This is a genomic window from Azospirillum sp. TSO35-2 (assembly GCF_003116095.1).
GTDB lineage: Bacteria > Pseudomonadota > Alphaproteobacteria > Azospirillales > Azospirillaceae > Azospirillum.
The window spans coordinates 283,388-306,348 of sequence record NZ_LGRA01000022.1; the positions used below are offsets into that span (position 1 = coordinate 283,388).

General features: G+C 71.7%; 22 protein-coding genes. 9 read left to right on the forward strand and 13 right to left on the reverse strand.

The window, feature by feature from the left end; all coding sequences use genetic code 11:
• Positions 1-26: 26 nt before the first annotated feature.
• A complete protein-coding gene (locus TSO352_RS31170; RefSeq protein WP_109111162.1) occupies positions 27-1,325 on the forward strand; it encodes a DUF1501 domain-containing protein in 1,299 nt (432 codons plus the stop codon).
• Here TSO352_RS31170 and TSO352_RS31175 read toward each other — a convergent pair.
• The 6 genes from TSO352_RS31175 to TSO352_RS31200 all read right to left on the reverse strand — a co-directional run bounded on the left by TSO352_RS31175 (position 1,315) and on the right by TSO352_RS31200 (position 7,951).
• The gene (locus tag TSO352_RS31175; RefSeq protein WP_109111163.1) at positions 1,315-2,724 is read right to left on the reverse strand and encodes a mechanosensitive ion channel family protein; all 1,410 of its coding nucleotides are present in this window, start codon (positions 2,722-2,724) and stop codon (positions 1,315-1,317) included. The genes TSO352_RS31170 and TSO352_RS31175 overlap by 11 nt on opposite strands.
• Before the next feature lie 140 nt (positions 2,725-2,864).
• Positions 2,865-3,332 carry a BLUF domain-containing protein gene (locus TSO352_RS31180; protein ID WP_109111164.1) on the reverse strand — a complete coding sequence of 156 codons (468 nt, stop codon included), beginning with the start codon at positions 3,330-3,332 and terminating at the stop codon, positions 2,865-2,867.
• Positions 3,333-3,476: 144 nt separating this feature from the next.
• Entirely contained in the window at positions 3,477-5,231 is a 1,755-nt protein-coding gene (locus TSO352_RS31185; RefSeq protein WP_109111165.1) for a thiamine pyrophosphate-dependent enzyme, read from the reverse strand.
• 132 nt (positions 5,232-5,363) lie between these two features.
• Positions 5,364-5,858 (reverse strand): GFA family protein, encoded by a 495-nt coding sequence (locus tag TSO352_RS31190; protein WP_109111166.1) that lies wholly within the window; start codon positions 5,856-5,858, stop codon positions 5,364-5,366.
• 74 nt (positions 5,859-5,932) lie between these two features.
• Positions 5,933-7,003, reverse strand: coding sequence for a putative sulfate exporter family transporter (locus TSO352_RS31195; protein ID WP_109111461.1), 1,071 nt, complete (start codon positions 7,001-7,003; stop codon positions 5,933-5,935).
• A gap of 300 nt (positions 7,004-7,303) precedes the next feature.
• Complete coding sequence (locus TSO352_RS31200) at positions 7,304-7,951, reverse strand: hypothetical protein (protein ID WP_109111167.1); 648 nt, start codon at positions 7,949-7,951, stop codon at positions 7,304-7,306.
• Between the two features lie 151 nt (positions 7,952-8,102).
• Here TSO352_RS31200 and TSO352_RS31205 point away from each other — a divergent pair, with 151 nt between their 5' ends.
• Complete coding sequence (locus tag TSO352_RS31205; protein WP_247872561.1) at positions 8,103-8,594, forward strand: DUF305 domain-containing protein; 492 nt, start codon at positions 8,103-8,105, stop codon at positions 8,592-8,594.
• Positions 8,595-8,642: 48 nt separating this feature from the next.
• On the opposite strand, the gene TSO352_RS31210 is transcribed toward TSO352_RS31205, so the two are convergent.
• The 5 genes from TSO352_RS31210 to TSO352_RS31230 form a co-directional block, all read right to left on the reverse strand.
• Positions 8,643-8,834, reverse strand: a complete 192-nt coding sequence (locus tag TSO352_RS31210) for a hypothetical protein (RefSeq protein ID WP_109111168.1) — start codon at positions 8,832-8,834, stop codon at positions 8,643-8,645.
• Positions 8,835-8,850: 16 nt separating this feature from the next.
• A complete protein-coding gene (locus TSO352_RS31215) occupies positions 8,851-10,545 on the reverse strand; it encodes a cbb3-type cytochrome c oxidase subunit I (RefSeq protein ID WP_109111169.1) in 1,695 nt (564 codons plus the stop codon).
• Positions 10,546-10,564: 19 nt separating this feature from the next.
• The gene (locus TSO352_RS31220) at positions 10,565-11,263 is read right to left on the reverse strand and encodes a cupredoxin domain-containing protein (RefSeq protein ID WP_109111170.1); all 699 of its coding nucleotides are present in this window, start codon (positions 11,261-11,263) and stop codon (positions 10,565-10,567) included.
• 72 nt (positions 11,264-11,335) lie between these two features.
• On the reverse strand, positions 11,336-11,698 hold the full coding sequence (locus TSO352_RS31225) for a hypothetical protein (protein WP_109111171.1): 363 nt from the start codon (positions 11,696-11,698) through the stop codon (positions 11,336-11,338).
• A gap of 119 nt (positions 11,699-11,817) precedes the next feature.
• Entirely contained in the window at positions 11,818-12,639 is an 822-nt protein-coding gene (locus TSO352_RS31230; RefSeq protein WP_109111463.1) for an IclR family transcriptional regulator, read from the reverse strand.
• A 175-nt stretch (positions 12,640-12,814) separates the two neighbouring features.
• Between TSO352_RS31230 and TSO352_RS31235 the strand changes: the two genes are divergently transcribed.
• From TSO352_RS31235 to TSO352_RS31265, 7 genes are read left to right on the forward strand one after another with little or no spacing between them, the layout of a single operon-like run.
• Positions 12,815-13,909: an ABC transporter ATP-binding protein gene (locus tag TSO352_RS31235; protein WP_109111172.1), complete on the forward strand. Its 1,095-nt coding sequence runs from the start codon at positions 12,815-12,817 to the stop codon at positions 13,907-13,909.
• Positions 13,906-14,823, forward strand: a complete 918-nt coding sequence (locus TSO352_RS31240) for an ABC transporter permease (RefSeq protein ID WP_109111173.1) — start codon at positions 13,906-13,908, stop codon at positions 14,821-14,823. The genes TSO352_RS31235 and TSO352_RS31240 overlap by 4 nt, the downstream gene beginning before the upstream one ends.
• A gap of 8 nt (positions 14,824-14,831) precedes the next feature.
• Positions 14,832-15,626, forward strand: a complete 795-nt coding sequence (locus TSO352_RS31245) for an ABC transporter permease (RefSeq protein ID WP_109111174.1) — start codon at positions 14,832-14,834, stop codon at positions 15,624-15,626.
• Positions 15,627-15,664: 38 nt separating this feature from the next.
• On the forward strand, positions 15,665-15,955 hold the full coding sequence (locus TSO352_RS31250; protein ID WP_109111175.1) for a (2Fe-2S)-binding protein: 291 nt from the start codon (positions 15,665-15,667) through the stop codon (positions 15,953-15,955).
• On the forward strand, positions 15,952-17,460 hold the full coding sequence (locus tag TSO352_RS31255) for an NAD(P)/FAD-dependent oxidoreductase (RefSeq protein WP_247872562.1): 1,509 nt from the start codon (positions 15,952-15,954) through the stop codon (positions 17,458-17,460). The genes TSO352_RS31250 and TSO352_RS31255 overlap by 4 nt, the downstream gene beginning before the upstream one ends.
• A complete protein-coding gene (locus tag TSO352_RS31260) occupies positions 17,450-18,571 on the forward strand; it encodes an FAD-binding oxidoreductase (RefSeq protein WP_199231794.1) in 1,122 nt (373 codons plus the stop codon). Before TSO352_RS31255 ends, TSO352_RS31260 begins: the two co-directional genes overlap by 11 nt.
• 30 nt (positions 18,572-18,601) lie before the next feature.
• On the forward strand, positions 18,602-19,663 hold the full coding sequence (locus TSO352_RS31265) for an ABC transporter substrate-binding protein (protein WP_109111177.1): 1,062 nt from the start codon (positions 18,602-18,604) through the stop codon (positions 19,661-19,663).
• A 74-nt stretch (positions 19,664-19,737) separates the two neighbouring features.
• Here the strand turns inward: TSO352_RS31265 and TSO352_RS31270 are convergent, their stop codons facing one another.
• Together TSO352_RS31270 and TSO352_RS31275 are read right to left on the reverse strand one after the other, a co-directional pair.
• Positions 19,738-21,348, reverse strand: a complete 1,611-nt coding sequence (locus TSO352_RS31270) for a hybrid sensor histidine kinase/response regulator (RefSeq protein WP_109111178.1) — start codon at positions 21,346-21,348, stop codon at positions 19,738-19,740.
• The gene (locus tag TSO352_RS31275; RefSeq protein ID WP_109111179.1) at positions 21,345-22,853 is read right to left on the reverse strand and encodes an ATPase domain-containing protein; all 1,509 of its coding nucleotides are present in this window, start codon (positions 22,851-22,853) and stop codon (positions 21,345-21,347) included. The genes TSO352_RS31270 and TSO352_RS31275 overlap by 4 nt, the downstream gene beginning before the upstream one ends.
• Between the last annotated feature and the right edge of the window lie 108 nt (positions 22,854-22,961).

Here is a 22,961-nt window from a genome sequence, read left to right on the forward strand (position 1 = left end):
TGGGACGGGCATTGGGAGGTTTCGCGATGGATGGGCACGCACTTCACCTCTCGCGGCGCCGGCTTCTGCGCGGCGGGTTGGCCACCGGGTTGGCGGTGGGATTTGGCGGCGGGCTGTGCGGGGTTCCCGGCCAGCCGAACGTCGCCTGGGCCGCCGGCGATCCGGTGGCGGGCATGCGGACCGGGACGCTGGTGGTGGTCTTCCTGCGCGGCGGGGCCGACACGCTCAGCCTGATGGCGCCGGCCGACGATCCCGACTACCGCGCCGCCCGCGCGCCGGAGCTGCGGGTGCAGACCGACGGCGAGGCCGCCGGCCTGCCGCTGGCGCAGACGCTGGCCGCCGGCATCGACTTCCGCCTGCACCCGGAGGCGGCGCCGCTGGCCGAGCTGTACCGCGACCGCAGCCTCGCCATCGTCCACGCCGCCGGCCTGACCGACGGCACCCGCAGCCATTTCGTGGCGCAGGACCTGATCGAGCGCGGCGTCGGCGACGAGGCGGCGTTGACCCGGACCGGCGCCGGCTGGGCCGCCCGCTGGCTCGGCGACGGCGCCGCTGACGGGATGGCCGGCGACAGGATGACGCTGTCGGCGATGGCGGCCGGCACCGGCGTCCCGGCGGCGCTGGCCGGGCATGGCGGCACGCTGGCGGTGGGCGATCTCGACCGCGGGCTGGCGCCGCCGGGCGGCAAGGCGACGGCGGCGGTGCTCGACGGGCTGTTCCGCGGCGACGACGGACCCTACGCCCGCGCCGGCCGCGACGCGCTGGCCGGTCTGGCCGGCATCGACGCCCGGCTGCCGCGCGGGGCCGACGGCAAGATCGCCCCCTACGCCGCCGAGGGCGGCGCGGCCTATGAGACCGGCGAGGCGGCGCGCGGGCTGCAGACCGTGGCCCGCCTGGTGAAGATGGAGATCGGCCTTCGTCTGGCCTGGGTCGATGTCGGCGGCTGGGACACCCACGAGAACCAGCCCGGCCGCTTCGCCAACGCCGTCCGCGGGCTGTCGCGCGCCCTGGCGGCCTTCCACGCCGACACCAACCGCTTCCACGACCGCGTCACCCTGGTGGTGCTGAGCGAGTTCGGCCGCCGCCTGCGCAGCAACCGCAGCCAGGGCACCGACCACGGCCATGGCGGCGCCATGCTGGCGCTGGGCGGCCGGGTCGCCGGCGGCCGGATGCTGGGCCGATGGCCGGGTCTGGCGAGCCACCAGTTGGACCGCGGCGTCGATCTGGCGGTGACCACCGACTACCGGGCGGTGCTGGCCGGGCTGGTCGGCCCGGCGGTGTTCCCCGGCTATGCCGGGCCGGGGCTCGGGCTGCTCACAGCTTGAAGAAGCCGCGCAGCCGGGCCAGCAGGTCCTGCGACGCCACCGGCGGCGGGGCGGCGCCGGCACGCCCCTGGCGGACGCGTTCCTCCTCGTTGCGGGTCTGGCGCTGGGCCATCAGCTCGGCCAGCAGCCGGGCCAGTTCGGGCCGGCGGCGCAGCACCGGGTCGACATGGTCCTTGTCCAGCTCGTAGACGACGGCGTCGGTGCCGGCGATGACCGAGGCGCTGCGCGGCTGGCCGGTCAGCAGCGACATTTCGCCGAACAGGTCGCCGGGGCTCAGCCGGTTCAGCCGCACCGGCACGGCGCCCTGGTCGAGCTGCACGTCGAAGACGCCCTCGGCGATGACGAACAGCGACTGGCCGGGCTCGCCCTGGCGCACCGCGGCGGTGCCGGCGGGGATGCGGCGCTTGCGCAGCGCCAGCGCCAGTTCGGCGATTTCCGCCTCGTCGAAGGCGGCGAACAGGTCGAGCTGCTGCAGCAGGCGGCGGCGCAGCGTGCCCGGCGGGTTGGTGGCGCTGCGGCGCGGCCGGAACTCCCGCTTCTGGTGGGCCAGCTCGATCCCGGCGCGGGCGAGGTTGCCGAGGATGGCGGTCAGCACGCCGTCGCGCACGATCGCCACGCGGGCGCCGTCCTCCATCCAGAAGCGGGCCTGATAGGCGACGCCGTTGGCGGTCGCCTCCACCACCACCACGTCGGGCCGGGGGCTGGCGAGCACGCCGTCGGCGCACATCAACCCGGACAGCAGGACGCGCTTGGCCCGCTCCACCGGCACCTCCTGGTCGAGCAGGACCGGCACCGCGACCCGGAAGGCCGGGGTGGGGCGGCTGACGTTGGTGAAGCGGCTGCCGGCGACGATGCCGTTCGGCACGATGATGGCGGTGCCCTCGGTGGTGATCAGGCGGGTGGCGCGCCAGTTGATCTCGTCCACCCGCCCGGCGACGCCGGGCGACAGCTCGATCCAGTCGCCGATGCGGTAGGGGTGTTCGATGTTCAGCGCGATGCCGGCGAAGATGTCGGCGATCATGTTGCGCAGCGCGAAGCCCAGCACGGCGATGGCGACGCCGGAGGTCGCCAGCAGCCCGGTCACCGGCTGGTCCAGCACAAAGGCCAGGATCGCCAGCACGGCGAAGCCGTACAGGAAGAAGCGCAGCAGGTCGCTGAGCAGCCGGGGGATGCGCGCCGGCCGCTCCGCCGTGCCGGTCGCCAGCGCGTCGACGATTCGCGACCCGCCCCAGGCGGCGACCAGCCACGCCGCCGACGCGACGACGGTGTCGAAGCCGTCGCTCAGCACCGGGCCGACGACGTGGAGCAGATGCGCGTGCAGCCACGGCTTGTACGCGACGGCGGTGGCCAGCAGCGCCAGCGCGGCGGCGGGAGGGAAAAGACGCCGCAAGGCGCTCATCGGGCAACGGTCTCCTCGGCATCCGGCCACCGCGGCCGGGCGAGGTGCGACCATGGCACGGACGCGCGCGCCGTCAAGCCGGCAATGAGGGCTGCGGCAACGGCGCCCAGCCCGTCATCACTCGCCCGTCGCCCGGCCCGTCAGACGCCGCCCATCATGAAATCGCCGATCACCGGGTTGGTGACGGCGACCTTGCGGGCGAAGGCGTAGGCGCGGGTCAGCACGGCCAGCGCGGTGTCGGCGTCGGCGATGCCGCGTCGGAACGCGGCGGCGTCGCGCAGCGGCTCCAGGCTGCCGGACAGCAGGGACGGGTTGTCGAGCGGCCCGACATTCATCGCCCAGAAGCCGAACAGCCGGCCCGGCCCGCCGACCTTGCGGTCGATGACGGTGACGTTGCAATGGCGCGGGTCGACGGCGATGCGGGCGAACAGCGGCTCCACCACGCCCGCCTCGCCTTCCAGCACCTGAAGGAAGACCCCGTCACGCTCCACCAGGAAACCGGTGATGCCCAGCCGCCGGTTGGCCCGGGCGCTCGTGACGCAGATGTCCGCCAATGCCGAGAAAGGCAGCAGGGCGACCGCGTCGCTGCGATACAGAAGAGTCATCATCGGCGATCTCCCTCATCTTTCCAAAAATGAGGTAGGGACCGGGCCAAAGTAACCCTTTCTTTCGTATGGCCCGCGCCGCGGCCACCGGATATATCCCGGAAGGCGGTCCGGCCGGCCACCTTTTCAACTCTTTCATACAGGCCGTCAGATTATTTCACGGGCGCGATCTTTGAAGACGGTCGCCGCAATTTTCAGTGCGTCCGGGGTGCCGCGGGCCAGCGCTTCGGCGAAATGGGCGGCCTGCTTGGCCTTGACCTTCGGCGGCATCGGCGGCTCGTTGGCGTCGACCAGGCAATCGACCAGCACCGGGCCGGGATGGGCGAGCGCGGCGTCGAGGATCGCCCCGCACTCCTTGGGATCGCGGATGGTGAAGCCCTTGCCGCCGCAGGCCTCCGCCACCTTGGCGAAGTCGATCGGGTGCAGGTCGCAAACATACTCGGGGTTGCCGAGCATCACCATCTGCTCCCACTTGATCTGGCCGAGCGAGCTGTTGTTGTTGATGATGACCTTGATCGGCAGCCCGTACTTCACCGCCGTGACGAAATCGGCCATCAGCATCGAAAAGCCGCCGTCGCCGACATAGGCGACCACCTGCCGGTCCGGGTGGGCGATCTGCGCGGCGATGGCGTAGGGCAGGCCGGGCGCCATGCTGGCGAGGTTGCCGGACAGCGTGTGCAACTGCCCGCGCTTCACCGGGATCTGCCGCGCCCACCACGTCGCGATGGTGCCGCTGTCGCAGGCGACGATGGCGGTGTCGGACAGCCGCTTGCCCAGCTCCCACGCCGCGACCTGCGGCTTCATCGGCGTGTCGGTGCGGCTGCCGCGCTCTTCCATCAGCCGCATCCAGTCGGCCTTGCCGCGTTGCGCCTCCTCCAGGAAGCGGCGGTCGTCGTGGCGCCGCACCCGCTCGATCAGGATGTCGAGCGCGATGCGGCAGTCGCCGACCAGCCCGGCCTCCACCGGATAGCGCAGGCCGATGCGGGCGGCGTCGATGTCGATCTGGATGCCGCGCGCCTGCTCCGGCTTCGGGTAATACTCGATGTAGGGGAAGGTGGAGCCGGCGATCAGCAGCGTGTCGCAGCCCTCCAGCGCGGTCTGCGACGGCTCGGTCCCCAAGAGCCCGATCTGGCCGGTGGTGTAGGGGCTGTCGTCCGGCACCGCCGCCTTGCCCAGCAGCGCCTTGACGATCACCGCCCCGGTCTTCTCGGCCAGCCGCTCCAGTTGGTCGGTGGCGGCCAGCGCCCCCTGGCCGGCCATGATGACGATGCGCTGGCCGGCGTCGAGGATGTCCACCGCCCGCCGCATCTCCGATTCCGCCGGGACCGGCAGCTCGGGCGCGAACAGCGCGGTGTTGTGGCCCTTGACGTTGCGGGGCGCCCGCAGGTCGTCGCCGGCCGGCTGGTCCTGCAAATCGACCGGGATGGTGACGTGGGCGACGCCGCGGTGGGCCAGCGCGGTGCGGCAGGCCAGCGTCGCGATGTTGCGGACATGCGCCGCGCCCATGATGCGCTGGTTGTAGACGGCGACGTCCTGGAACACCTTGTCCAGCTCGACGTCCTGCTGGGTGTGGGTGCCGACGAGGTCGTGGTATTGCAGCCCGGTGATCGCCAGCACCGGCTGGTGGTCCAGCTTGGCGTCGTACAGCCCGTTCAGCAGGTGCAGCCCGCCGGGACCGGAGGTGGCGATGCAGACGCCCAGCCGGCCGGTGAACTTGGCGTAGCCGCAGGCGGCGAAGGCGGCGGCCTCCTCATGGCGGACCTGGATGAAGCGGATCTCGTCCTTGCGGCGGCGCAGCGCCTCGATGATGCCGTTGATGCCGTCGCCGGGGATGCCGAAGATGGTGTCCACCCCCCAGTCCACCAGGACGTCGACCAGGATGTCGGCTGCCGTGCGTGCCATCGATGCTCTCCATGCCGCTTTGCGAAGGACCGGAACGCCTTTGCTGCGTCGCCGTTCTAACGCCAAGCAACAGGACGCCCGCGGGCCGGTTCCGTCACCGCCGGGGATGGGAGCCCCGCCTCCGCCGCCGGCTCAGCGGTCGAGCAGCCCGTGGCGGCGGTGCCAGTCCTCCAGCGATTCGTCGGGGTAGCCGGGGAAATGCCGGTCGTTCGGCCCGGCCGGCACCTCCACCCACGGCGCCTTGAAGTCCAGCATGATGTGGACCCGCTCCGGCGGGACCGGCAGGGCGGTGTCGATGGCGGAGGCGAAGGGGTGCACCAGCTCCGGCCAGGCCGGGTCCTCCGCCCACAGCGCGGTGCCGCAGTGCTTGCAGAAATGCCGGTGCGACGGGCCGGGGTGGGTCTGGCCGGGATGGTCGGGATCGTCGATCGGCGCGCGCCAGGTCGCCACCGCCTCGCGGCCCTCGACCTCCAGCGTGTCGGCGTCGCCGCCCAGGTTGATGGCGTAGCCGCCGCCCCCGGCGCTCTTGCGGCAGATCGTGCAGTAGCAGCGCATGTAGGGGACCGGCGTCGGCGAGTTCAGCGTGAACCGCACGGCGCCGCAGCGGCAGGAACCGGAAAGCTTCATGGCAGGGTCTCCGATCAGGTCGGCGTGAACCACGCCCCGCATCAGATGGGGCCGCGTCCCGGAACCGCCAGGGCTCAGGACAGGCCGATCAGGCGGATCAGGCCCAGGCTGATTCCGCCGAGCACCAGCAGCGACAGCACGACGGCGGCGGTGACCCGCCCGCCGGCGCGGGCGACGGTGCGGACGTCGACGCCCAGCCCCAGGGCGGCCATCGACACCACCGTCAGCAGCGTCGCCGCCTGCTCCATCGGCGCCAGCGCGGCCTGGGGGATCAGGTCGAACGACCGCAGCGCGATCATGGCGAGGAAGCCCTGGATGAACCAGGGAACGAGCTGGTGGAGCGGCGGATGGCCCGGACGGGGGCGGTCGCCGGCGGTGATGTGCGGCGGCTGTTCGTCCGTCTCCTCGCGCAGGTGCCGGGCCAGCACCGACAGCAGCAGGCACACCGGCCCCAGCATGAGGACGCGGACCAGCTTGACCAGCGTGCCGACCTGCACGGCGGTGGCACCGAGCGGCGCCGTCGCGGCGATGACCTGGGGCACGGCATAGACCGTCATCCCGGCCAGCGCGCCATACTGCACGCCGCTCAGATGCAGGCCAAGGCCGAGCAGCGGCAGGCCGAGCACGACGACGACGCCCAGCACCGCGGTGAAGGCGATCGATGCCGCCACGTCGTCGCCATCGGCGCCGATCACCGGGGCCACCGCGGCGATGGCCGAATTGCCGCAGATCGCGTTGCCGCAGGCGACCAGCGTCGCCATCCGCGCCGGCAGCCCCAGCAGCCGCCCGATGCCGTAGCCCGCCGCCAGCGCCAGCGCCACCACGGCGGTGATGCCCAGCAGCAGCGCCGGCCCGGCCGACAGGATGGTGGCGGCGCTGACCGAGCCGCCGAGCAGCACCACCGCGACCTCCAGCAGGGTCTTGGCCGAGAAGTGGATGCCGGCGAACCAGCGCGGCGACGGCCTCCAGGCGCTGCGCAGCGCCGTTCCGATCAGGATCGCCAGCACCAGCGCCTCGACCCAGGCCTGACCGAACAGCCGGGCCTCGCCCCAGGCGGCGGCGAAGGCGGCCAGCGTGACCGCGACGCAGAGCGCAAGCCCCGGAACGACCGGCACAATGCGGTGGCGAAGGCTCCACCCCGGAATCGCCGTTGCGGGGGGCACGAGGTTGCGGGTCACGGATCGGGCTCCTGCGAAAATCCGGCCACGGACCGCCGGTTGGAGCCGCGGGCAGGGCCACGCGGCCCGCCACGCGGCCCGATGCCGGGGTCGGATAAGGACGGGGCCGGGAAGGACGGGGGGAAGGGCGTCGAACGGTCCCCCGACTGGGGCGGTCCGTCCGCGTCCGATGCACGGACTATGACGACGGACGCCGCCCGCATCCAACGCAAACTCCTGATGCGTTCGATCACCTGTCCTTATCGATCGGAGCCTTTCGATGGCCGCTCAGTGACTGAAGCCGCCGCGTGCCATGGCGAGGTGGTGCACCGGGTGATGGTTGCCCTGCGCCATGATGCCGATGAAGCCCAGGCCGCGGATGCGCGCCGTCTGGGCCGGATCGGCGGCGGTGACGGTCAGGGTGACGCCGGTGGCCGACGGCTCCGCCCGGACGGACCAGCCGTTGATGCCGTCGATCTCGTGGGCGTGCGCCGGGACCATCCGCCGGATCGCCTCCCCGGTGCGCCCCGCGCCGCTGACCTCGTAGCGCGCGCCGCCCTCCACCGGCGTGGCCGCCGCCCGGGCGTTCAGCGTCACCTCGTTCATGTCGATCAGGTGCTGGCGCAGTGCCTCGATGTCGACCTTGGACCAGTCGGTGGCGGGGTCGGCCTCCAGGATGCGGACGATCTCCTGGATCGTGCCGAAGGCGTCCTGCCCCGGCATGGTCGGCACCGCGCCGGCCGTGGCCGGCGTCGCCGCACCGCCATGGTGGGCGGCGTGATCGGCGTGGGACATTGGCATGGCGGTCGGGGGCATCGCCGTCGGGGGCATGGCGGTTGGGGGCGTGGCCGTCTGCGCCGCGGCGCTTCCCAGCCCAAGCGCGGCGGCCAGGGCCAGCGAGGCGGCGAGGGCGGCGGCGGTGCTGCGGATCGGCATCGGGTCCTCCTGTCGGATGGTCTGGTCTCGGGGGCGCTCGGGTCCCCTCGGAACCTCGGGCGCTGCCGCGTGTTCATTAGAGAGGCGTGATGTTGGTCGGTCGCGTCAAGCCCGACCACAGAGTGCCCCAAATCCAGAGAAGGAGCACAGCGTGATCGCTCACCCAATCCGCCGCGTCATCGCCCCGCTGGCCATGGCGACGGCCCTGCTCGCCGGAACCGCGGCGGCCCAGCAGTCCCAGCCCCAGCCGACCCCGCAGAGCCAGAGCACGGCGCCGATGGGTGGCCCGATGGGCGGTCCCGGCATGGGGCAGAACCAGGGCATGCAGCCGGGCATGCACCGGGGCGCCCAGGGCGCACAGACCGTGCCGACCGATCCGGCCTCGCGCGGTTACATGCAGAGCATGCGCAAGATGAACCGCGACATGCGCAAGCCGATGGCCGGCAACGCCGACCAGGACTTCGCCCGGATGATGGCGGCCCATCACCAGGGCGCCATCGACATGGCCCGCGTCGAGCTGGAGCACGGCAAGGACCCCGAACTCAAGGCGATGGCCCAGAAGATCGTCGATGACCAGACCAAGGAAATCCAGCAGCTTCAGGACTGGCTGAAACAGCACCCGGCCAAGTCGGCCGCCAAGTGAGGCGAGGGGGGCGGACCCTCGCGGCCCACCCCCTTCCGCTCCCGCCCCTCAACCCCGGCGGGCCGTCCAGCCGGCGGCGGCCAGCACCGCGGCGAGCAGCAGGAACAGCGCCGCCCCGCCGCCCCAGACGCGGACATAGCCCGGCATGCCCAGGCTGGGGACCAGGGCGTAGACCGCGGCCAGCGCCGCCCACACGGCGGCGATGGCGACGACCAGCCAGAGTTCTTCGGTCATCTTCATGGTGGTTCTCCCGCGCTCAGTGGCCATGGCCGCCGCCGATGGCGACGATCGGCAGCGACTGGATGATCTCGAACGCGACGATGGTGGCGACATACATGGTGGCGATCAGCACCGCGACCGACAGCGGCCCGGTCCAGGCCGGCACGGCGCCGACGCCGCGCTGCCCATCCGTCCAGTCGACCCGGCGTGACTCCGCCGTGGCCGGCGCCCGGCGCGACAGCAGCGTGCGGACAACGCCGTAGACGCTGACCGACAGGGCGACGGCGAACAGGGTGGCGCCGACGCCGACCAGCGCCATCAGCACCGGCCACGCCGCCGGGGCCATGCCGCCATAGCCGACGTCGAACACCCGGCGCGGCACGCCCATGACTCCGGCGGCGATGCCCGCCGTACCGAAGATCAGCAGGCCAAGGGTGACGAGCGCCGGCATCCGCCGCAGCAGGTCGGGACGCCACAGCGCGCCGCCGCCCAGCGCCGGCAGGATCACCATCAGCGCCGCCAGGAAGGTCTGGGTCAGCACGCCGACGGCGAAGAAGTGGAAATAGCCCGGCACGAAGAAGGTGTCCGACAGCATCGGCGCCAGCTTCTCCTGGATCAGGACGAAGGCGAAGGTGATGCCGACCAGCATGTTCACCACCGCCCAGCCCATGTTGGCCATTGCCGGGTTCCGCCACGGCAGTCCCTTCATCCAGCCGAACAGGCCGGTGGCGCCGCGCGCCCGGGCGCTGGCTTCCAGCGACGAGACGATGATGGCGAAGGCCGCCAGCGTCGGCACCGACACGAACAGCGACAGCAGCGAGCCGACGACCCGCACGCTCTCCGACAGGTTGGGCTCCAGGAACATGTGGTAGAGGCTGGTCGGCGGCACGAAGACCAGATAGGCGGCGAAGACGATCTTCGACAGCCGTGCCCCGTGGATCGAGGTGACGCCGGTCAGGTGCTGGGTCAGCACGTACCACACCAGCACGGTGGCCATCAGCGGCAGATAGTGCAGGTTGTGGAACAGGATGTGCCATTCGGTGCCGTGGTCGGCCGGGAACGGCCCGGCGCCCAGCGCCCACAGCAGGCCGGGCAGGAAGGCGTTGGTGGCGGCGATGGCGCTGACGATCAGGAACCCCGCCCAGGCGAACAGGGCGAAGCCGATGGCGCTGAACGCCTCGGCCTCCCCCCGCCGCCGCGGCTGGAGCAGCGTGGCGATGCCGCTGACCGCCGCCGCCGCCAGCCCGGCCGACAGCAGCAGGTAGCCGAGCGCGAACACCCCGACCGAGCGCGGGTCGTCGACCGCCAGCTCCGGGCTGCCGTCATAGAGCAGCGGCGTGCCGATGGCCGAGATCCACTCGCTGGCGGCGAAGCCCGCCAACATCAGGGCGGCGCCGAGCCACGCCAGCGGGCGCAGGGCGAGGCCCCGGCCATTCTCCGCCGCTGCCAGCACCAGCAGCAGCGCCGCCTGGATCAGGTACAGCCAGTAGAAGAAGACCGAGACGCCGTGCAGCGTCAGCACGCGGTAGGCGTCGTCGCCGAACAGGTTCAGCGCGCGGGCGCGGGCGAGCGCGGTGACGAAGCCTCCGGCCAGGCCCAGCGCCAGCGCCAGCAGCGCGGCGCCGAACAGCAGCCGGAACAGCGATGCGTCGCCCCTCGGCAGGGCGGCGAGGCGGGCGGTCAGGCGCGGGCGCGTGTCGGCCGTGGCGACCGGTGTCGAAATGCAATCCATGATGGAAATCCTTCCCCGCTCAGCCGACGACGATGCGGCCCTGCATGGCGTCGTGCGCCGGACCGCAATAGACGGTGCAGTACACGAGGTACGCGCCCGGCTTGGTGAAGGTGATCGTCTGCTCGGTCACGACGTTCGGCCGCAGGCGGATGATGCGGCTGGCCGACCCCAACTGGATCGACGCGCCGTGGGTGATGTCGTCCGCCATCATGCGGAACCGGTAGGGCTGCCCGGCCTTCAGCCGCAGCACATCCGGGCTGTAGGCGAACTTCTGCGCCATCAGGTAGACGTCGACCGGCTCGGCCGCCGCCACCATCGCCGCTCCCATCGACGCATGGTCGTGCCCGGCGCCGGCGTGACCATGCCCGCCATGCGCGTGCGCCTCCACGGCGGCGTGCGGGTCCGCGCTGCCGTCCTTCTGCGTGAAGCGTTCGACGAAGGCGTCGTGCGCGCTGCGGAACTCTTCCGGCGTCATGCCGGCCGCCGCGCCGTGGCCGGCGTGACCGGCGGGCTCCGCCGGGGCTTCCGCCGCGCCATGGCCGCCGTGACCGCCACCATGGCCGTCATGCGCGTCGGGTTCGGAGGCGGCGGCGCCCTTGTGGCCGCCGAAGGGAAGGGGGGCGGCGCCATAGGCCGCCCAGGCGCCGTACAGGGAAACGGCGCTGAACCCCAGCGCGGCGATGAAGCCGCGACGGGTCGTGACATGTCTCTCGGACATCGTGAGAGTCCTCTGATCGCGTATCGGAATCGTGTGCGAACACGGCCGGGCCCGACGCGGGCGTTCAGCCGATCAGAGGACGGTCTTCGGAGGGGGTGTGTCCGGCGTGATGGCGCGGGCCGGCGGGGCGTCGCCGGGGTGCGGATGCCAGGAGGTTTCGGTCGCCGTCCGCAAGACGCCCACGCCGTGCGTCGCCGGAGCCTCGGCCGCCGGGCAGCAGGTCGACGCGGCCGCCAGGGCGGCCTTGTGATGGTCGTTCTGGGATGGCTCCGACGGCGGAGCGTGGTGGGAGCCGCCATGGCCCATCCCATGGTCCATCGCGCCGTTCATCGTGCCGGCCGGCATCTCCGCATGCGCCACGGCGCCGCCCGCCGCGCTCACCAGGAGCGCGAGGACGAACGCCAGAACGGCGAAGAGGGAAAACAACCGCGTCATGCCAGCCGTCGAAACCAACGACCCGGATCGTCCGGGATAGCGCTACCATAGCCGCAGCGACGGTCCGGGTATTTGATCGACATCAATCGGCAGCGAACATTGGCGAAGGTACGCCCCCCTCACGCCGGGCCGCTGCCCAGCACCGCGGCCGGGCGGCGCAGCACCGGGTCGAAGGGGTTCAACTGGCGGCAGATGCTCGCCGCCTCCCGCTTCAGGATGTCGACCACCACCGGCAGCCGTTCCTCGTTCAGCCGCTCGCTGATGGTGCCGACGCTCAGCGCCGCCACCGCGTAGCCGTCGCGGTCCAGCACCGGCACCGCCACGCCGGACATGCCCGGCAGCAGCCCGGTGGAGCGGCTGGCGTAGCCCAGCTCGCGCACCCGGGCGATCTCTGTGCGCAGATAGACCTCGTCCAGGATGCCGACGCCCTGCATGCGCGGCAGGTTGAAGCGGATGACCTCCTCCCGCTCCTCCTCGTGCAGGAAGGCGAGGATGGCGAGGCTGCCCTGGCCGACGCCCAGCGTCACCCGGCCGCCGATGTCGCCGGTGAAGGAGCGGATGGGGAAGGGCCCCTCGCTGCGGTCGAGGCAGACCGCGTCGAAGCCGCTGCGCACCAGCAGGAAGATGGTGTCGCGCAGCGTCGCCGACAGGCGCAGCAGGATCGGCCGGCACAGGTCGCGCAGGTTGTTCGGGTTGCCGGCCCGCGCCGCCAGCGCGAACAGGTCGATGCCCAGCCGGTAGCGCTTGGTCGCCTTGTCGGCCTCGACCATGCCGTCCTCGACCAGCGTCTTCAGCAGCCGGTGCACGGTGGGCGGGGTCAGGTCCAGCGCGCGGGCGATGTCGGTCAGCCGCGCCCCCGCCTCGTTGGTGTCGGCCAGCAGCCGCAGGATCGACAGCCCGCGCTGCAGACTGGATTTCGCACCCGCGTCATCGGCGCTCATGGTTTGGCTCCCCTCGAAATCCAGTGGCGAATGCAGCGCCATCTATTCCGTATATCGGAAGCTTTTGCAAAATCTTTTCTACTGACGGAAAAGCCCGTTGACGCAGGCGGGGCTGCGGCGGAACCATCGGGGTCATACAGGTGAGGCATTGCGTCGCAAGAGGGAGAAACCCCCCGTGTCGTTCCTCGAGTTGAAGAACATCACCAAACGCTACGGTCCGATGACCGCGGTCGGCGACATCTCGCTGTCGGTGGAAAAGGGGGAGTTCGTGTCGCTGCTGGGTCCGTCCGGCTGCGGCAAGACGACCACCCTCCAGATGATCGCCGGCTTCGTCGAGCCGTCGGCCGGCACCATCCGGCTGGACGGGCGCGACATCACCCGGGCCAAGGCCAACAGCCGCGGGCTCGGCATCGTCTTCCAGAGCTACGCCCTGTTCCCCCACATGACGGTGTTCGACAACGTCAGCTTCGGGCTGGAGATGCAGCGCGTTCCGAAGGGCGAGCGCAAGCCGCGGGTGGAGGAGGCGCTGGCGCTGGTGCACCTGTCGCCCTACGCCGGCCGCTACCCGCGCGAGCTGTCGGGCGGCCAGCGGCAGCGCGTGGCGCTGGCCCGCGCCCTGGTCATCCGCCCGCCGGTGCTGCTGCTGGACGAGCCGCTGTCGAACCTCGACGCCAAGCTGCGCGAGGCGATGCAGTTCGAGCTGCGCGACATCCAGCGCAAGGTCGGCACCACCACCGTCATGGTCACCCACGACCAGTCGGAAGCCTTTTCGATCAGCGACCGCGTCGTGGTGATGGAGGCCGGGCGCATCACCCAGATCGACCAGCCCTATCGCATCTACGAACACCCGCAGACGGAGTTCATCTCCCGCTTCGTCGGCAAGACCAACCTGCTGCCGGGCACGGTGACCGCGGCGACGGCCGGCGGCGCCAGCGTGTCGCTGGCCGGCATCCGCGTCGATGTCGAGACCGCCGGCCTGTCGGCGGGCGAGACGGTGACGCTGTGCATCCGGCCGGAGAAGCTGCGGCTGACCGCGCCCACCCAAGGGCTGCTGACCGGCCGGGTCGCCGACCGCTATTTCCTGGGCAGCCAGTGGCTCTATCACATCGACGGGCCGCTCGGCACGCTGATGGCGGTGACGCCGAACGACGGCTCCACCCCGGTGGAGACCGGCGCGCCGGTCGGGCTGGACTGGTCCCCCGCCGTCGTGCGCATCCATCGCGGCACCCTGGCCGAGGCGCCGGACCCGGCGCTGGAGGTGGCGGGATGACCGCCCAGCCCTCTGCCGCGCCCTCCGCCACCCCCGCCACCGCGCCCGACGACGACGCGCCGGCCGCCCGCGTCCGCTCCGCGCCGCTGATCCTGTCGGCCCCGGCGGCGCTGCTGTTCGCCGCGCTGGTGCTGACCCCGCTGTTCCTGACCGCGCTGCTGTCCTTCAACGAGTTCGACCACATGACCGGCCGCACCGGCGGCTTCACGCTGGAGCATTACCGGTCGGTGCTGACCGACAGCTATTACCTGGAAATCTTCCTGCGCACCTTCCGGGTGTCGGCGCTGGCCACCGCGATCTGCGTGGTGATCGGCGTGCCGGAGGCCTACATCCTCAGCCGGATGGGCAACCCCTGGCGCTCGGTGTTCCTGCTGGTGGTGCTGGCGCCCTTGCTGGTGTCGGTGGTGGTGCGCGCCTTCGGCTGGAGCATGCTGCTGGGGCCGGAGGGGCCGATCAACGCGGCGCTGGTGGCGCTGGGCGTCGGCCGCGTCCGCATGTTGTACGGCGAGGGAACGGTGATCGTGGCGCTGGTCCACGTCATGCTGCCCTTCATGGTCATCCCGGTGTGGACCTCGCTGCAGAAGCTCGACCCGGCGGTGGAGCAGGCGGCGCTGTCCTTCGGCGCCTCGCGCGCCACGGCGATCGTCCGGGTGGTGGCGCCGCAGATCCTGCCCGGCATCCTGTCGGGAAGCCTGATCGTCTTCGGCCTCAGCGCCAGCGCCTTCGCCATCCCCGGCCTGCTGGGCGGGCGGCGGCTGAAGATGGTCGCGACCGTCGTGTACGACCAGTATCTCAGCGACCTCAACTGGCCGATGGGCGCCGCGGTCGCCGTGCTGCTGCTCACCGCCAACCTGATCATCATGCTGACCTACCACCGCGTGGTGGAAGGCCATTACCGCCGCCGGCTGGGGTGAGGCACGCCATGACCCGCAACGGACCCGTCGCCCTGATCTTCCACACCCTGGTCGTCCTGTTCATGCTGGCGCCGCTGGCCATCGTCTGCCTCGTCGCCTTCACCCCGGAAAACACGCTGTCGCTGCCGACCCACGGCTTCTCGCTGCGCTGGTTCGAGGCGGTGTTCCATCACCCCGACTTCGTCCAGTCCTTCTGGAACAGCCTGTGGCTGGCGCTCTTGTCGGCGACGCTGGCGGTCGGGCTCGCGGTGCCGGCGGCGCTGGCGATCACCCGGTTCGAGTTTCCCGGCCGCGGCTTCCTCAACGCGCTGTTCCTGTCCCCGCTGATCATCCCGCACCTGGTGCTGGGCGTCGCCATGCTGCGGCTGTTCGCCATCGTCGGCGCGACCGGCAGCTTCGGCTGGCTGGTGGCGGCGCACATGGTGATCGTCACCCCCTATGTGATGCGCCTGCTGATCGCCGCCATCTCCGGCTTCGACCGCAGCGTCGAGCAGGCGGCCCTGTCGCTCGGCGCCAGCGAGGCCACGGTGTTCCGCCGCGTCACCCTGCCGATGATCCTGCCCGGCGTCACCGGCGGCTGGCTGATCGCCTTCATCAACAGCTTCGACGAGCTGACCATGTCCATCTTCATCACCTCGCCGTCCACCGTGACGCTGCCGGTGCGGATGTACATGTACGCCACCGAATCCATCGACCCGATGATGGCGGCGGTGTCGGCGCTGATCATCGGGATCACCGCGGTCGCGGTCCTGCTGCTCGACCGCGTCTATGGCCTGGACCGCATCCTGGTCGGCCAGCACTGAGTTCGCCGCTGGCCGCCCCCTCTCGGAGACCCCTGATCATGGCTTTGCTGCAGCGTGTGGCCGAGAACGGCCGGCGCGTGGTCCGCTTCACCCTCGACGGCCGCCCGGTGGAGGCGCTGGAGGGCGACACCGTCATGACCGCCATGCTGACCAACGGCGACCGCCTGCGCCGGTCGGAGTTCGCCGATGCCCCGCGCGCCGGATTCTGCATGATGGGCGCCTGCCAGGATTGCTGGGTGCGGACGGAGACGGGCGAGCGCCTGCGCGCCTGCGGCACCTTCATCGCCGACGGCATGCGCCTGCTCAGCGACGGGGAGTGGACGTCGTGAACGCCCCCGTTCCGCCGGTCATCGTTCCGCGGCTCGCCCCGCTGCCGCCGGTCATCGTCGGCGCCGGCCCGGCCGGCATCCGCGCCGCCGAACGGCTGGTCGCCGCCGGCCTGCGCCCGGTGGTGATCGACGAGGCGGCGCGCTGGGGCGGCCAGATCTACCGCCAGCCGCCGGAGGGCGGCCCCTTCACCCGGCCGAAATCGGCGCTCTATGGGCTGGAGGCCGGCAAGGCCGACGCCGTCCACCGCGCCATGGCGGCGATCCGCGACCACGTTGATTACCGGCCGCGCACGCTGGCGTGGAACTGCGAGGCCGGCGCGCTCGACCTGCTGAGCGACGGCGCGGTGGAGACGCTGCCCTTCTCCCACCTGATCCTGGCGACCGGGGCGACCGACCGGGTGCTGCCCTTCCCGGGCTGGACGCTGCCCGGCGTGTTCACGCTGGGCGGGTCGCAGGTGGCGTTGAAGTTCCAGGGCTGCGCCGTCGGCCGCCGGGTGGCCTTCCTCGGCACCGGGCCGCTGCTGCTGCTGGTTGCCTACCAGTATCTGAAGGCCGGGGTCGAGGTGGCGGGCATCTTCGACACCACGCCCTTCCTCACCCAGGCCCGCGCCGGCGTCGGCATGCTGCGCGACCCGGTGACCTTCGCCAAGGGCATGCTCTATCTCGGCTGGCTGCGCGCCCGCGGCGTGCCGATCCACTACAACGTCCGCCCGGTCCGCGCCGAGGGGACGGAGCGGGTCGCCGCGCTGGTCTGGCGCGACGCCAAGGGCCGGGAGACCCGCACCGAGTGCGACGCCGTGGCCGTCGGGCTGGGGCTGCGCTCCGAAACCCAGCTCGCCGATCTTGCCGGCTGCCGCTTCCGCTTCGACGCCGCCGACCGCGCCTGGCTGCCGGAACGCGACGCCGCCGGGCGCAGCTCGGTCCCCGGCGTCTATCTGGCCGGTGACGGCAGCGGCATCGCCGGGGCCGACGCGGCCGAACTGGCGGGCGAGCGCGCGGCGCTGGCGCTGCTGGAGGACCTTGCCCGGGACCATGGCGGCCGCCCGGTCGACGCGGCCCGCGTTGCCGAGCTGGACCGCCGGCTCACCGGCATCGCCGCCTTCCGCCGCGCCCTGAACGCCGCCTTTCCCTTCCCGGCGGACTGGGCCGACGCCATCGCCGACGACACCATGATCTGCCGCTGCGAGGGCGTCACCGCCGGCACCCTGCGCGCCGTCGGCCGCAGCGGCCAGGCGCGCGAGATCAACCGGGCCAAGGCGCTGACCCGCGTCGGCATGGGCCGCTGCCAGGGCCGCATGTGCGGCGCCACCGCGACGGAACTGCTGGCGCGCGCGCTCGGCACCGGCCCCGACGGCGTCGGCCGCCTGCGCGCGCAGCCGCCGATCAAACCGCTTCCCATTGCAACCACCATCCCCTCTCCCGCCCCGGGGGAGGGAGTTAAATGCGATCGCTCTCCCCCCAGAGAGAGAGCAACCCCCCAGGCCGGGAGGTCGCATGATGCGTGAACGGATCGACTGCGACGTCGCCATCGTCGGCGGCGGCATCGTCGGTGGCTCGGCCGCCCTGTTCCTGCGCCAGTCCGGCCTTTCGGTCACGCTGCTGGAGCGCGACTGGTGCGGCGCCAAGGCGAGCGGCGTCAACTTCGGCGGGGTGCGCCGCCAGGGCCGCCCGCTGGAGCAGTTGCCGCTGTCCCAGCGCGCCCACGCCATCTGGGGCCGCCTGCCGGAGCTGCTGGGCACCGACGCCGAATACATCCGCTCCGGCCACCTCAAGCTGGCGCGCAGCGAGGCCGACCTCGACTCCCTGATCGCCTACCGCGAGCGCAGCCAGGGCTTCGGCCTCGACCTGGAGATCATCGCCGGCGAGGCGTTCCGCCGCCGCTGGCCGGCGCTGGGCGACAGCGCGGTCGGCGGCTCGCTTTGCCCGCAGGACGGCCACGCCAACCCGCGGCTCGTCTCCCCCGCCTTCGCCCGCGCCGCGGCGGCGCTGGGCGCGGTGGTGCGCGAACAGACACCGGTCGACCGGGTCGAGAAGGACGGCGACCGCTTCGTCCTGCTGAGCGGCGAGGCGCTGGAGGTGCGGGCGCGGGTCCTGCTGAACACCGCCGGCGCCTGGTCGCTGCGCGTCGCCGAGGCGTTCGGCGAGCCGGTGCCGCTGGAATCGCTGCACCCCAACATGGCGGTGACCGAACCGCTGCCCCGCTTCCTCGACGTCAACATCGGGGTGGAGGGCGGCGGCGTCTATGGCCGGCAGGTGCCGCGCGGCAACATGGTGGTCGGCGGCGGCCGCGGCTTCGCGCTCGACGCCGACCGCGCCCGGCCGGAGCGCAACGCCGTGCTGGGGCTGATGCGCGACGCCGCCGAGCTGTTCCCGCAGCTGCGCCACGCCCACGTCATCCGCTGCTGGACCGGGGTGGAGGGCTACACGCCCGACCGCAACCCGGTCATCGGCCCCAGCCGCACCACGCCCAACCTGTTCCACGCCTTCGGCTTCTCCGGCGCCGGCTTCCAGATCGGGCCGGCGGTGGGGCAGACGCTGGCCGAGCTGGTCCGCGACGGCGGCACGGCCATGCCGCTGGAGCCATTCCGCATCGACCGTTTCACGCCGACCCCGTAACATCCACCCCGACCCCCCTGGAGGACGAGCATGCCCACCCTTCGTTCGTTGTCGCTCACCGGACTCGCCACGGTCGCCCTCGCTGCGGCGGCCGCCATCGCCACCCCCGCCGCCGCGCAGACCAAGACGGTCTACATCGGCATGAACGGCGGCACGATGGAGAAGACCTACACCGAGCATGTCTTCCCCGCCTTCGAGAAGGCGACCGGCATCAAGGTGGTGGTGGTCCCCGGCACCTCGTCCGACATCCTCGCCAAGCTGCAGGCGCAGAAGGACAACCCGCAGATGCACGTCGTCTTCCTCGACGACGGGCTGATGTACCGCGCCATCGGCATGGGGCTGTGCCAGAAGATCGCGCCGTCGCCGGTGCTGGACGAGGTCTACCCGGCCTCGCGCATGAAGGGCGACATGGCGGTCGGCGTCAACATGGGCATGACCGGCCTGGCCTACAACAAGAAGATGTTCGACGAAAACGGCTGGGCCGCCCCGACCTCGTGGATGGATTTGGCCGACGCCAAGTACAAGGGCAAGGTGGTGGTGCAGTCGGCCTCCAGCAGCTCCTTCGGCCTGCACGCCTTCCTGATGTACAACCGCATCAAGGGCGGCACCGAGGCCAACGTCGATCCGGGCTTCACCACCTGGCGCAAGACCATCGGCCCCAACGTGCTGGAATACATCCCCAGCTCCGCCAAGATCGCCGAGATGGTGCAGACCGGCGAGGCCGCCATCTTCCCGCTGACCCCGACCGGCGTCGGCAGCCTGAAGGCCAAGGGCATCCCGGTGGAATACGCCCAGCCCAAGGAAGGCTCGGTCGTGCTGATGGTCGGCGAATGCGTCGTCGCCAACACCCCCGACAACGAGGCCGCGCAGAAGCTCGCCGCCTATCTGCTGGGTCAGGAGGCGCAGTTGGCCGCGCTGCAATACGGCGCCCAGATCCCGTCGAACACCAAGGTCACCGCCCCGGCCGACGTCGCCGACGAGATGAACCGGTTCCAGGGCTACATGAAGAACGCCGTCACGGTGGACTGGGACGTCATCAACGAGAAGCGCCCGGACTGGAACCAGCGCTGGAACAAGGAAATCGAACGGTAAGGTCCGGTTTCAGGCGAAAGCTGAACCCGGCACTATCCCCCTCTCCCCCCCGGGGAGAGGGGGACCCCCCCCCGCTACTCCGCCGCCTGGCTCCAGGTCTCCTCGATTGCCCGTTTCAGCTCCGGCGGCAGGATCGGCTTGTGCAGCAGGCGGAGCCGGCGGGCGTGCGCGCTGCGCAGCACGGCCGGTGCGGTGTCGCCGGTCAGCAGGATCGCCGGGACCTCCCAGCCGGCATGGCCCCACACCCGGTCGATGGCGGCCAGTCCGGTCTCGCCGGCCTGCAGGCGATAGTCGGCGAGGATCAGGTCGGGCACCACGCCGCTCGACTCCATCTGGTCGACGGCGTCGTTGCACGAGGTCGCCGCCAGCGTCCGCTGCCCCCAGTTCGCCATCATCGCGACGAGGCCGGTCAGCACGATCGGGTCGTCGTCGATGATCAGCACGGTCCGCGCCCCGTCCGGCGCGTCGGCCCGCTCCGTCGCCACCGGCGCCGCGTCGCCCGCGCCGGCCGCCGGGCGGACCAGCGGCACCTCCAGCGTGAAGGTCGCCCCGCGCCCCAGGATCGAGCGCACCGCGACCGGATGCCCCAGCAGCCCCGACAGCCGCCGCACGATGGCCAGCCCGAGGCCGAGGCCCTTCTCGCGGTCGCGCTCGCTGTTGCCGACCTGGACGAACTCCTCGAAGATCTCCTGCTGCTTGTCGTCGGCGATGCCGATGCCGGTGTCGGAGACCTGCACGACGAGGCGGTCGCCGCGGCGCCGGCAGCCGACCAGGATGCGGCCGCGGTCGGTGTAGCGCAGGGCGTTCTCCACCAGATTGCGCAGGATGCGCCCGAACAGCGCCGGGTCGGTGCGGACCACCGCGTCGCACGACACCACCCGGAAGCCGAGCCGCCGCTCGGCGGCGCGCCCGGCATACTCCGCCTCGATGTGCTCCAGCATCTCGCGCACCGAGACGTCGTGCAGCGAAACCGTGGTGATGCCGGCGTCCAGCTTGGAGATGTCGAGGATGGCGTCCAGCAGCATCTTCAGGGCGCCGAGCGCCCGCTCGATGCTGGCCATGGTGCGGCGCTCGCGGTCGCCCAGCGTGCCGGCCGACAGCACCTCGGCGAACAGCAGCAGGCTTTGCAGCGGCTGGCGCAGGTCGTGGCTGGCGGCGGCCAGGAAGCGCGACTTGGATTGCGCCGCCTGCTCCGCCGCGCGCCGCGCCGCCTCCGCCTCGTCGCGGGCGAGGTGCAGTTCCTGCAGCAGGGCGCGCGCCTCGTACTGCCGGTGGCGCCCGCGCAGCGCGGTGCGGACGATGGCGGCCATCGTGGTGGGGTGGAACGGCCGCTCCAGGAACGTCACGTTGCCCAGCAGCTCCATCAGGCGCAACGCCGTCGGGTTGCGCTCCGGCCCGCCGCCCTGCCGGGTCAGCAGCACGAACGGAAAGTCGGACCAGGCCGGCTGCGCCGCGATCCAATGCGCCAACGCGCCGATGCCGGAGGCGTGGAGCACCTCTTCCGTCAGCATGGCCACCCCGGCGCCGGCGTGGAGTTCCGCGACCAGCGCGTCGAGATCGGCGCAGATGTGGCCGGTCAGCCCGGCCTCGCGCAGGATCGTGGACGCCACCGCCGCGTCCCGCCCGCCCGGGGCCAGGACCAGCACGCGATCGTTCCCCGGCAGCCCGGCGATGGCGCCGCTCACCCGGCGTTGTCCTCGAGCAGGACGGGGCCCAGGCTGCCGCCGGCCGGGTCGTATTCCGGCACGCCGCGCAGCACGCCCTGGAACGCGACCAGCGGCTCGCCGACCTGGAAGCCGGTGCGGCTGATCCGGTATTCGCGGATGGTGTCCTCGTGCAGGCCCATGCGCTTCTTGATCACCGAAATGGCGCGGCGGACCCGGCCCTGCGCCTCGAAATAGCGCAGCAGCACGACGGTGTCGGCCAGATAGGTCACGTCGACCGGCGCCTGCATGTCGCCGACCAGCCCGTGCTGCGCCACGGTCAGGAAGGTCGACGCCCCCTGGCGGTTCAGGTAGGTCAGCAGCTCGTGCAGGTGCAGGATCAGGAACTGCTCCTCCGGCATCGCCGCCTGATAGCCGTTCAGGCTGTCGATCACCACGGTGTGCGCGCCGAACTCCTCGGCGCAGTGCCGGACCCGGTGGGCGAATTCGCCCGGCGACAGCTCCGCCGCGTCGACCGTCTCCAGGATCAGCTGGCCGCCGGCCTGCAACGCCTCCAGATCGATGCCCAGCCCCTTGGCGCGGGTGATCAGCACGCCGATCTCCTCGTCGAAGACGAACATCGCTGCCCGCTCGCCGCGCTCGATGGCGGCGGTGATGAAGCGCAGCGTCAGCAGCGACTTGCCGGTGCCGGCCGGGCCCAGGATCAGCGTGCTGGTGCCCTGCTCGACGCCGCCGCCCAGCAGCGCGTCGATCTCGGCGATGCCGCAGCTCGACTGGGTGCGGGCGAAGCCGCTGTGGTGCTCCGCCGCGACCAGCCGCGGGAAGACCCGCACGCCGCCATCCGCGATGGTGAAGTCGTGGTAGCCGCCGCGGAACGCCTGCCCGCGGTATTTGACCACCCGCAGCCGCCGCCGCTCGGCCCCGTACAGCGGCATCATTCCCTCCAGGCGCAGCACGCCGTGAGCGACGCTGTGCACGGTCTTGTCCTGCGCCTCCGACGTCAGGTCGTCGAGCAGCAGCACCGTGGCCCCATGGCGGGAAAAGTAATGCTTCAGCGCCAGGATCTGCCGGCGGTAGCGCAGCGAACTCTGCGCCAGCAGGCGGATTTCCGACAGGCTGTCCAGCACGACGCGCGAGGGCTTGGCCCGTTCGATCGCCTCGAACATCAGCCGGATGGTCTCGCCCAGCTCCAGGTCGGACGAGTAGAGCAGGCTCTGCTGCTGCGCGGAGTCGAGCAGCGTTTCCGGCGGCACCAGCTCGAAGACCTCGATCTCCGGCGGCAGGGTCCAGCCGTGCGACAGCGCGCCCTCGCGCAGTTCCTCGTCGCTCTCCGACAGGGTGATGTACAGGCACTTCTCACCGGCCGCCGCGCCTTCCAGCAGGAACTGGAGCGCCAGCGTGGTCTTGCCGGTGCCGGGATGCCCCTCCAGCAGATACAGGCGTTTGCGGGTCAGGCCGCCGGCCAGGACATCGTCCAACCCCGGTGCGCCGACGCGGGCTTTGTTGGTGCCGGGTGGTGCTGACATCGGTGGTCCTTCAAGGCCTTGGCATCGTATCGGGGTGTCCCCGCAGGGTGTCCTGACCAGAGATTGGGGTGCGGATGGACCCCTGACAAGTTACGGCTTTCGGACCAC

What these genes read in the sequence shown, in the direction of transcription:
- TSO352_RS31250 (WP_109111175.1), top strand. Translation starts at nt 15,665, where the DNA reads ATGGCTTTGCTGCAGCGTGTGGCCGAGAACGGCCGGCGCGTGGTCCGC.
- TSO352_RS31175 (WP_109111163.1), bottom strand. Translation starts at nt 2,724, where the DNA reads ATGAGCGCCTTGCGGCGTCTTTTCCCTCCCGCCGCCGCGCTGGCGCTG.
- TSO352_RS31265 (WP_109111177.1), top strand. Translation starts at nt 18,602, where the DNA reads ATGCCCACCCTTCGTTCGTTGTCGCTCACCGGACTCGCCACGGTCGCC.
- TSO352_RS31240 (WP_109111173.1), top strand. Translation starts at nt 13,906, where the DNA reads ATGACCGCCCAGCCCTCTGCCGCGCCCTCCGCCACCCCCGCCACCGCG.
- TSO352_RS31215 (WP_109111169.1), bottom strand. Translation starts at nt 10,545, where the DNA reads ATGGATTGCATTTCGACACCGGTCGCCACGGCCGACACGCGCCCGCGC.
- TSO352_RS31225 (WP_109111171.1), bottom strand. Translation starts at nt 11,698, where the DNA reads ATGACGCGGTTGTTTTCCCTCTTCGCCGTTCTGGCGTTCGTCCTCGCG.
- TSO352_RS31260 (WP_199231794.1), top strand. Translation starts at nt 17,450, where the DNA reads ATGATGCGTGAACGGATCGACTGCGACGTCGCCATCGTCGGCGGCGGC.
- TSO352_RS31275 (WP_109111179.1), bottom strand. Translation starts at nt 22,853, where the DNA reads ATGTCAGCACCACCCGGCACCAACAAAGCCCGCGTCGGCGCACCGGGG.
- TSO352_RS31170 (WP_109111162.1), top strand. Translation starts at nt 27, where the DNA reads ATGGATGGGCACGCACTTCACCTCTCGCGGCGCCGGCTTCTGCGCGGC.
- TSO352_RS31190 (WP_109111166.1), bottom strand. Translation starts at nt 5,858, where the DNA reads ATGAAGCTTTCCGGTTCCTGCCGCTGCGGCGCCGTGCGGTTCACGCTG.
- TSO352_RS31220 (WP_109111170.1), bottom strand. Translation starts at nt 11,263, where the DNA reads ATGTCCGAGAGACATGTCACGACCCGTCGCGGCTTCATCGCCGCGCTG.
- TSO352_RS31230 (WP_109111463.1), bottom strand. Translation starts at nt 12,639, where the DNA reads ATGAGCGCCGATGACGCGGGTGCGAAATCCAGTCTGCAGCGCGGGCTG.
- TSO352_RS31245 (WP_109111174.1), top strand. Translation starts at nt 14,832, where the DNA reads ATGACCCGCAACGGACCCGTCGCCCTGATCTTCCACACCCTGGTCGTC.
- TSO352_RS31180 (WP_109111164.1), bottom strand. Translation starts at nt 3,332, where the DNA reads ATGATGACTCTTCTGTATCGCAGCGACGCGGTCGCCCTGCTGCCTTTC.
- TSO352_RS31200 (WP_109111167.1), bottom strand. Translation starts at nt 7,951, where the DNA reads ATGCCGATCCGCAGCACCGCCGCCGCCCTCGCCGCCTCGCTGGCCCTG.
- TSO352_RS31185 (WP_109111165.1), bottom strand. Translation starts at nt 5,231, where the DNA reads ATGGCACGCACGGCAGCCGACATCCTGGTCGACGTCCTGGTGGACTGG.
- TSO352_RS31210 (WP_109111168.1), bottom strand. Translation starts at nt 8,834, where the DNA reads ATGAAGATGACCGAAGAACTCTGGCTGGTCGTCGCCATCGCCGCCGTG.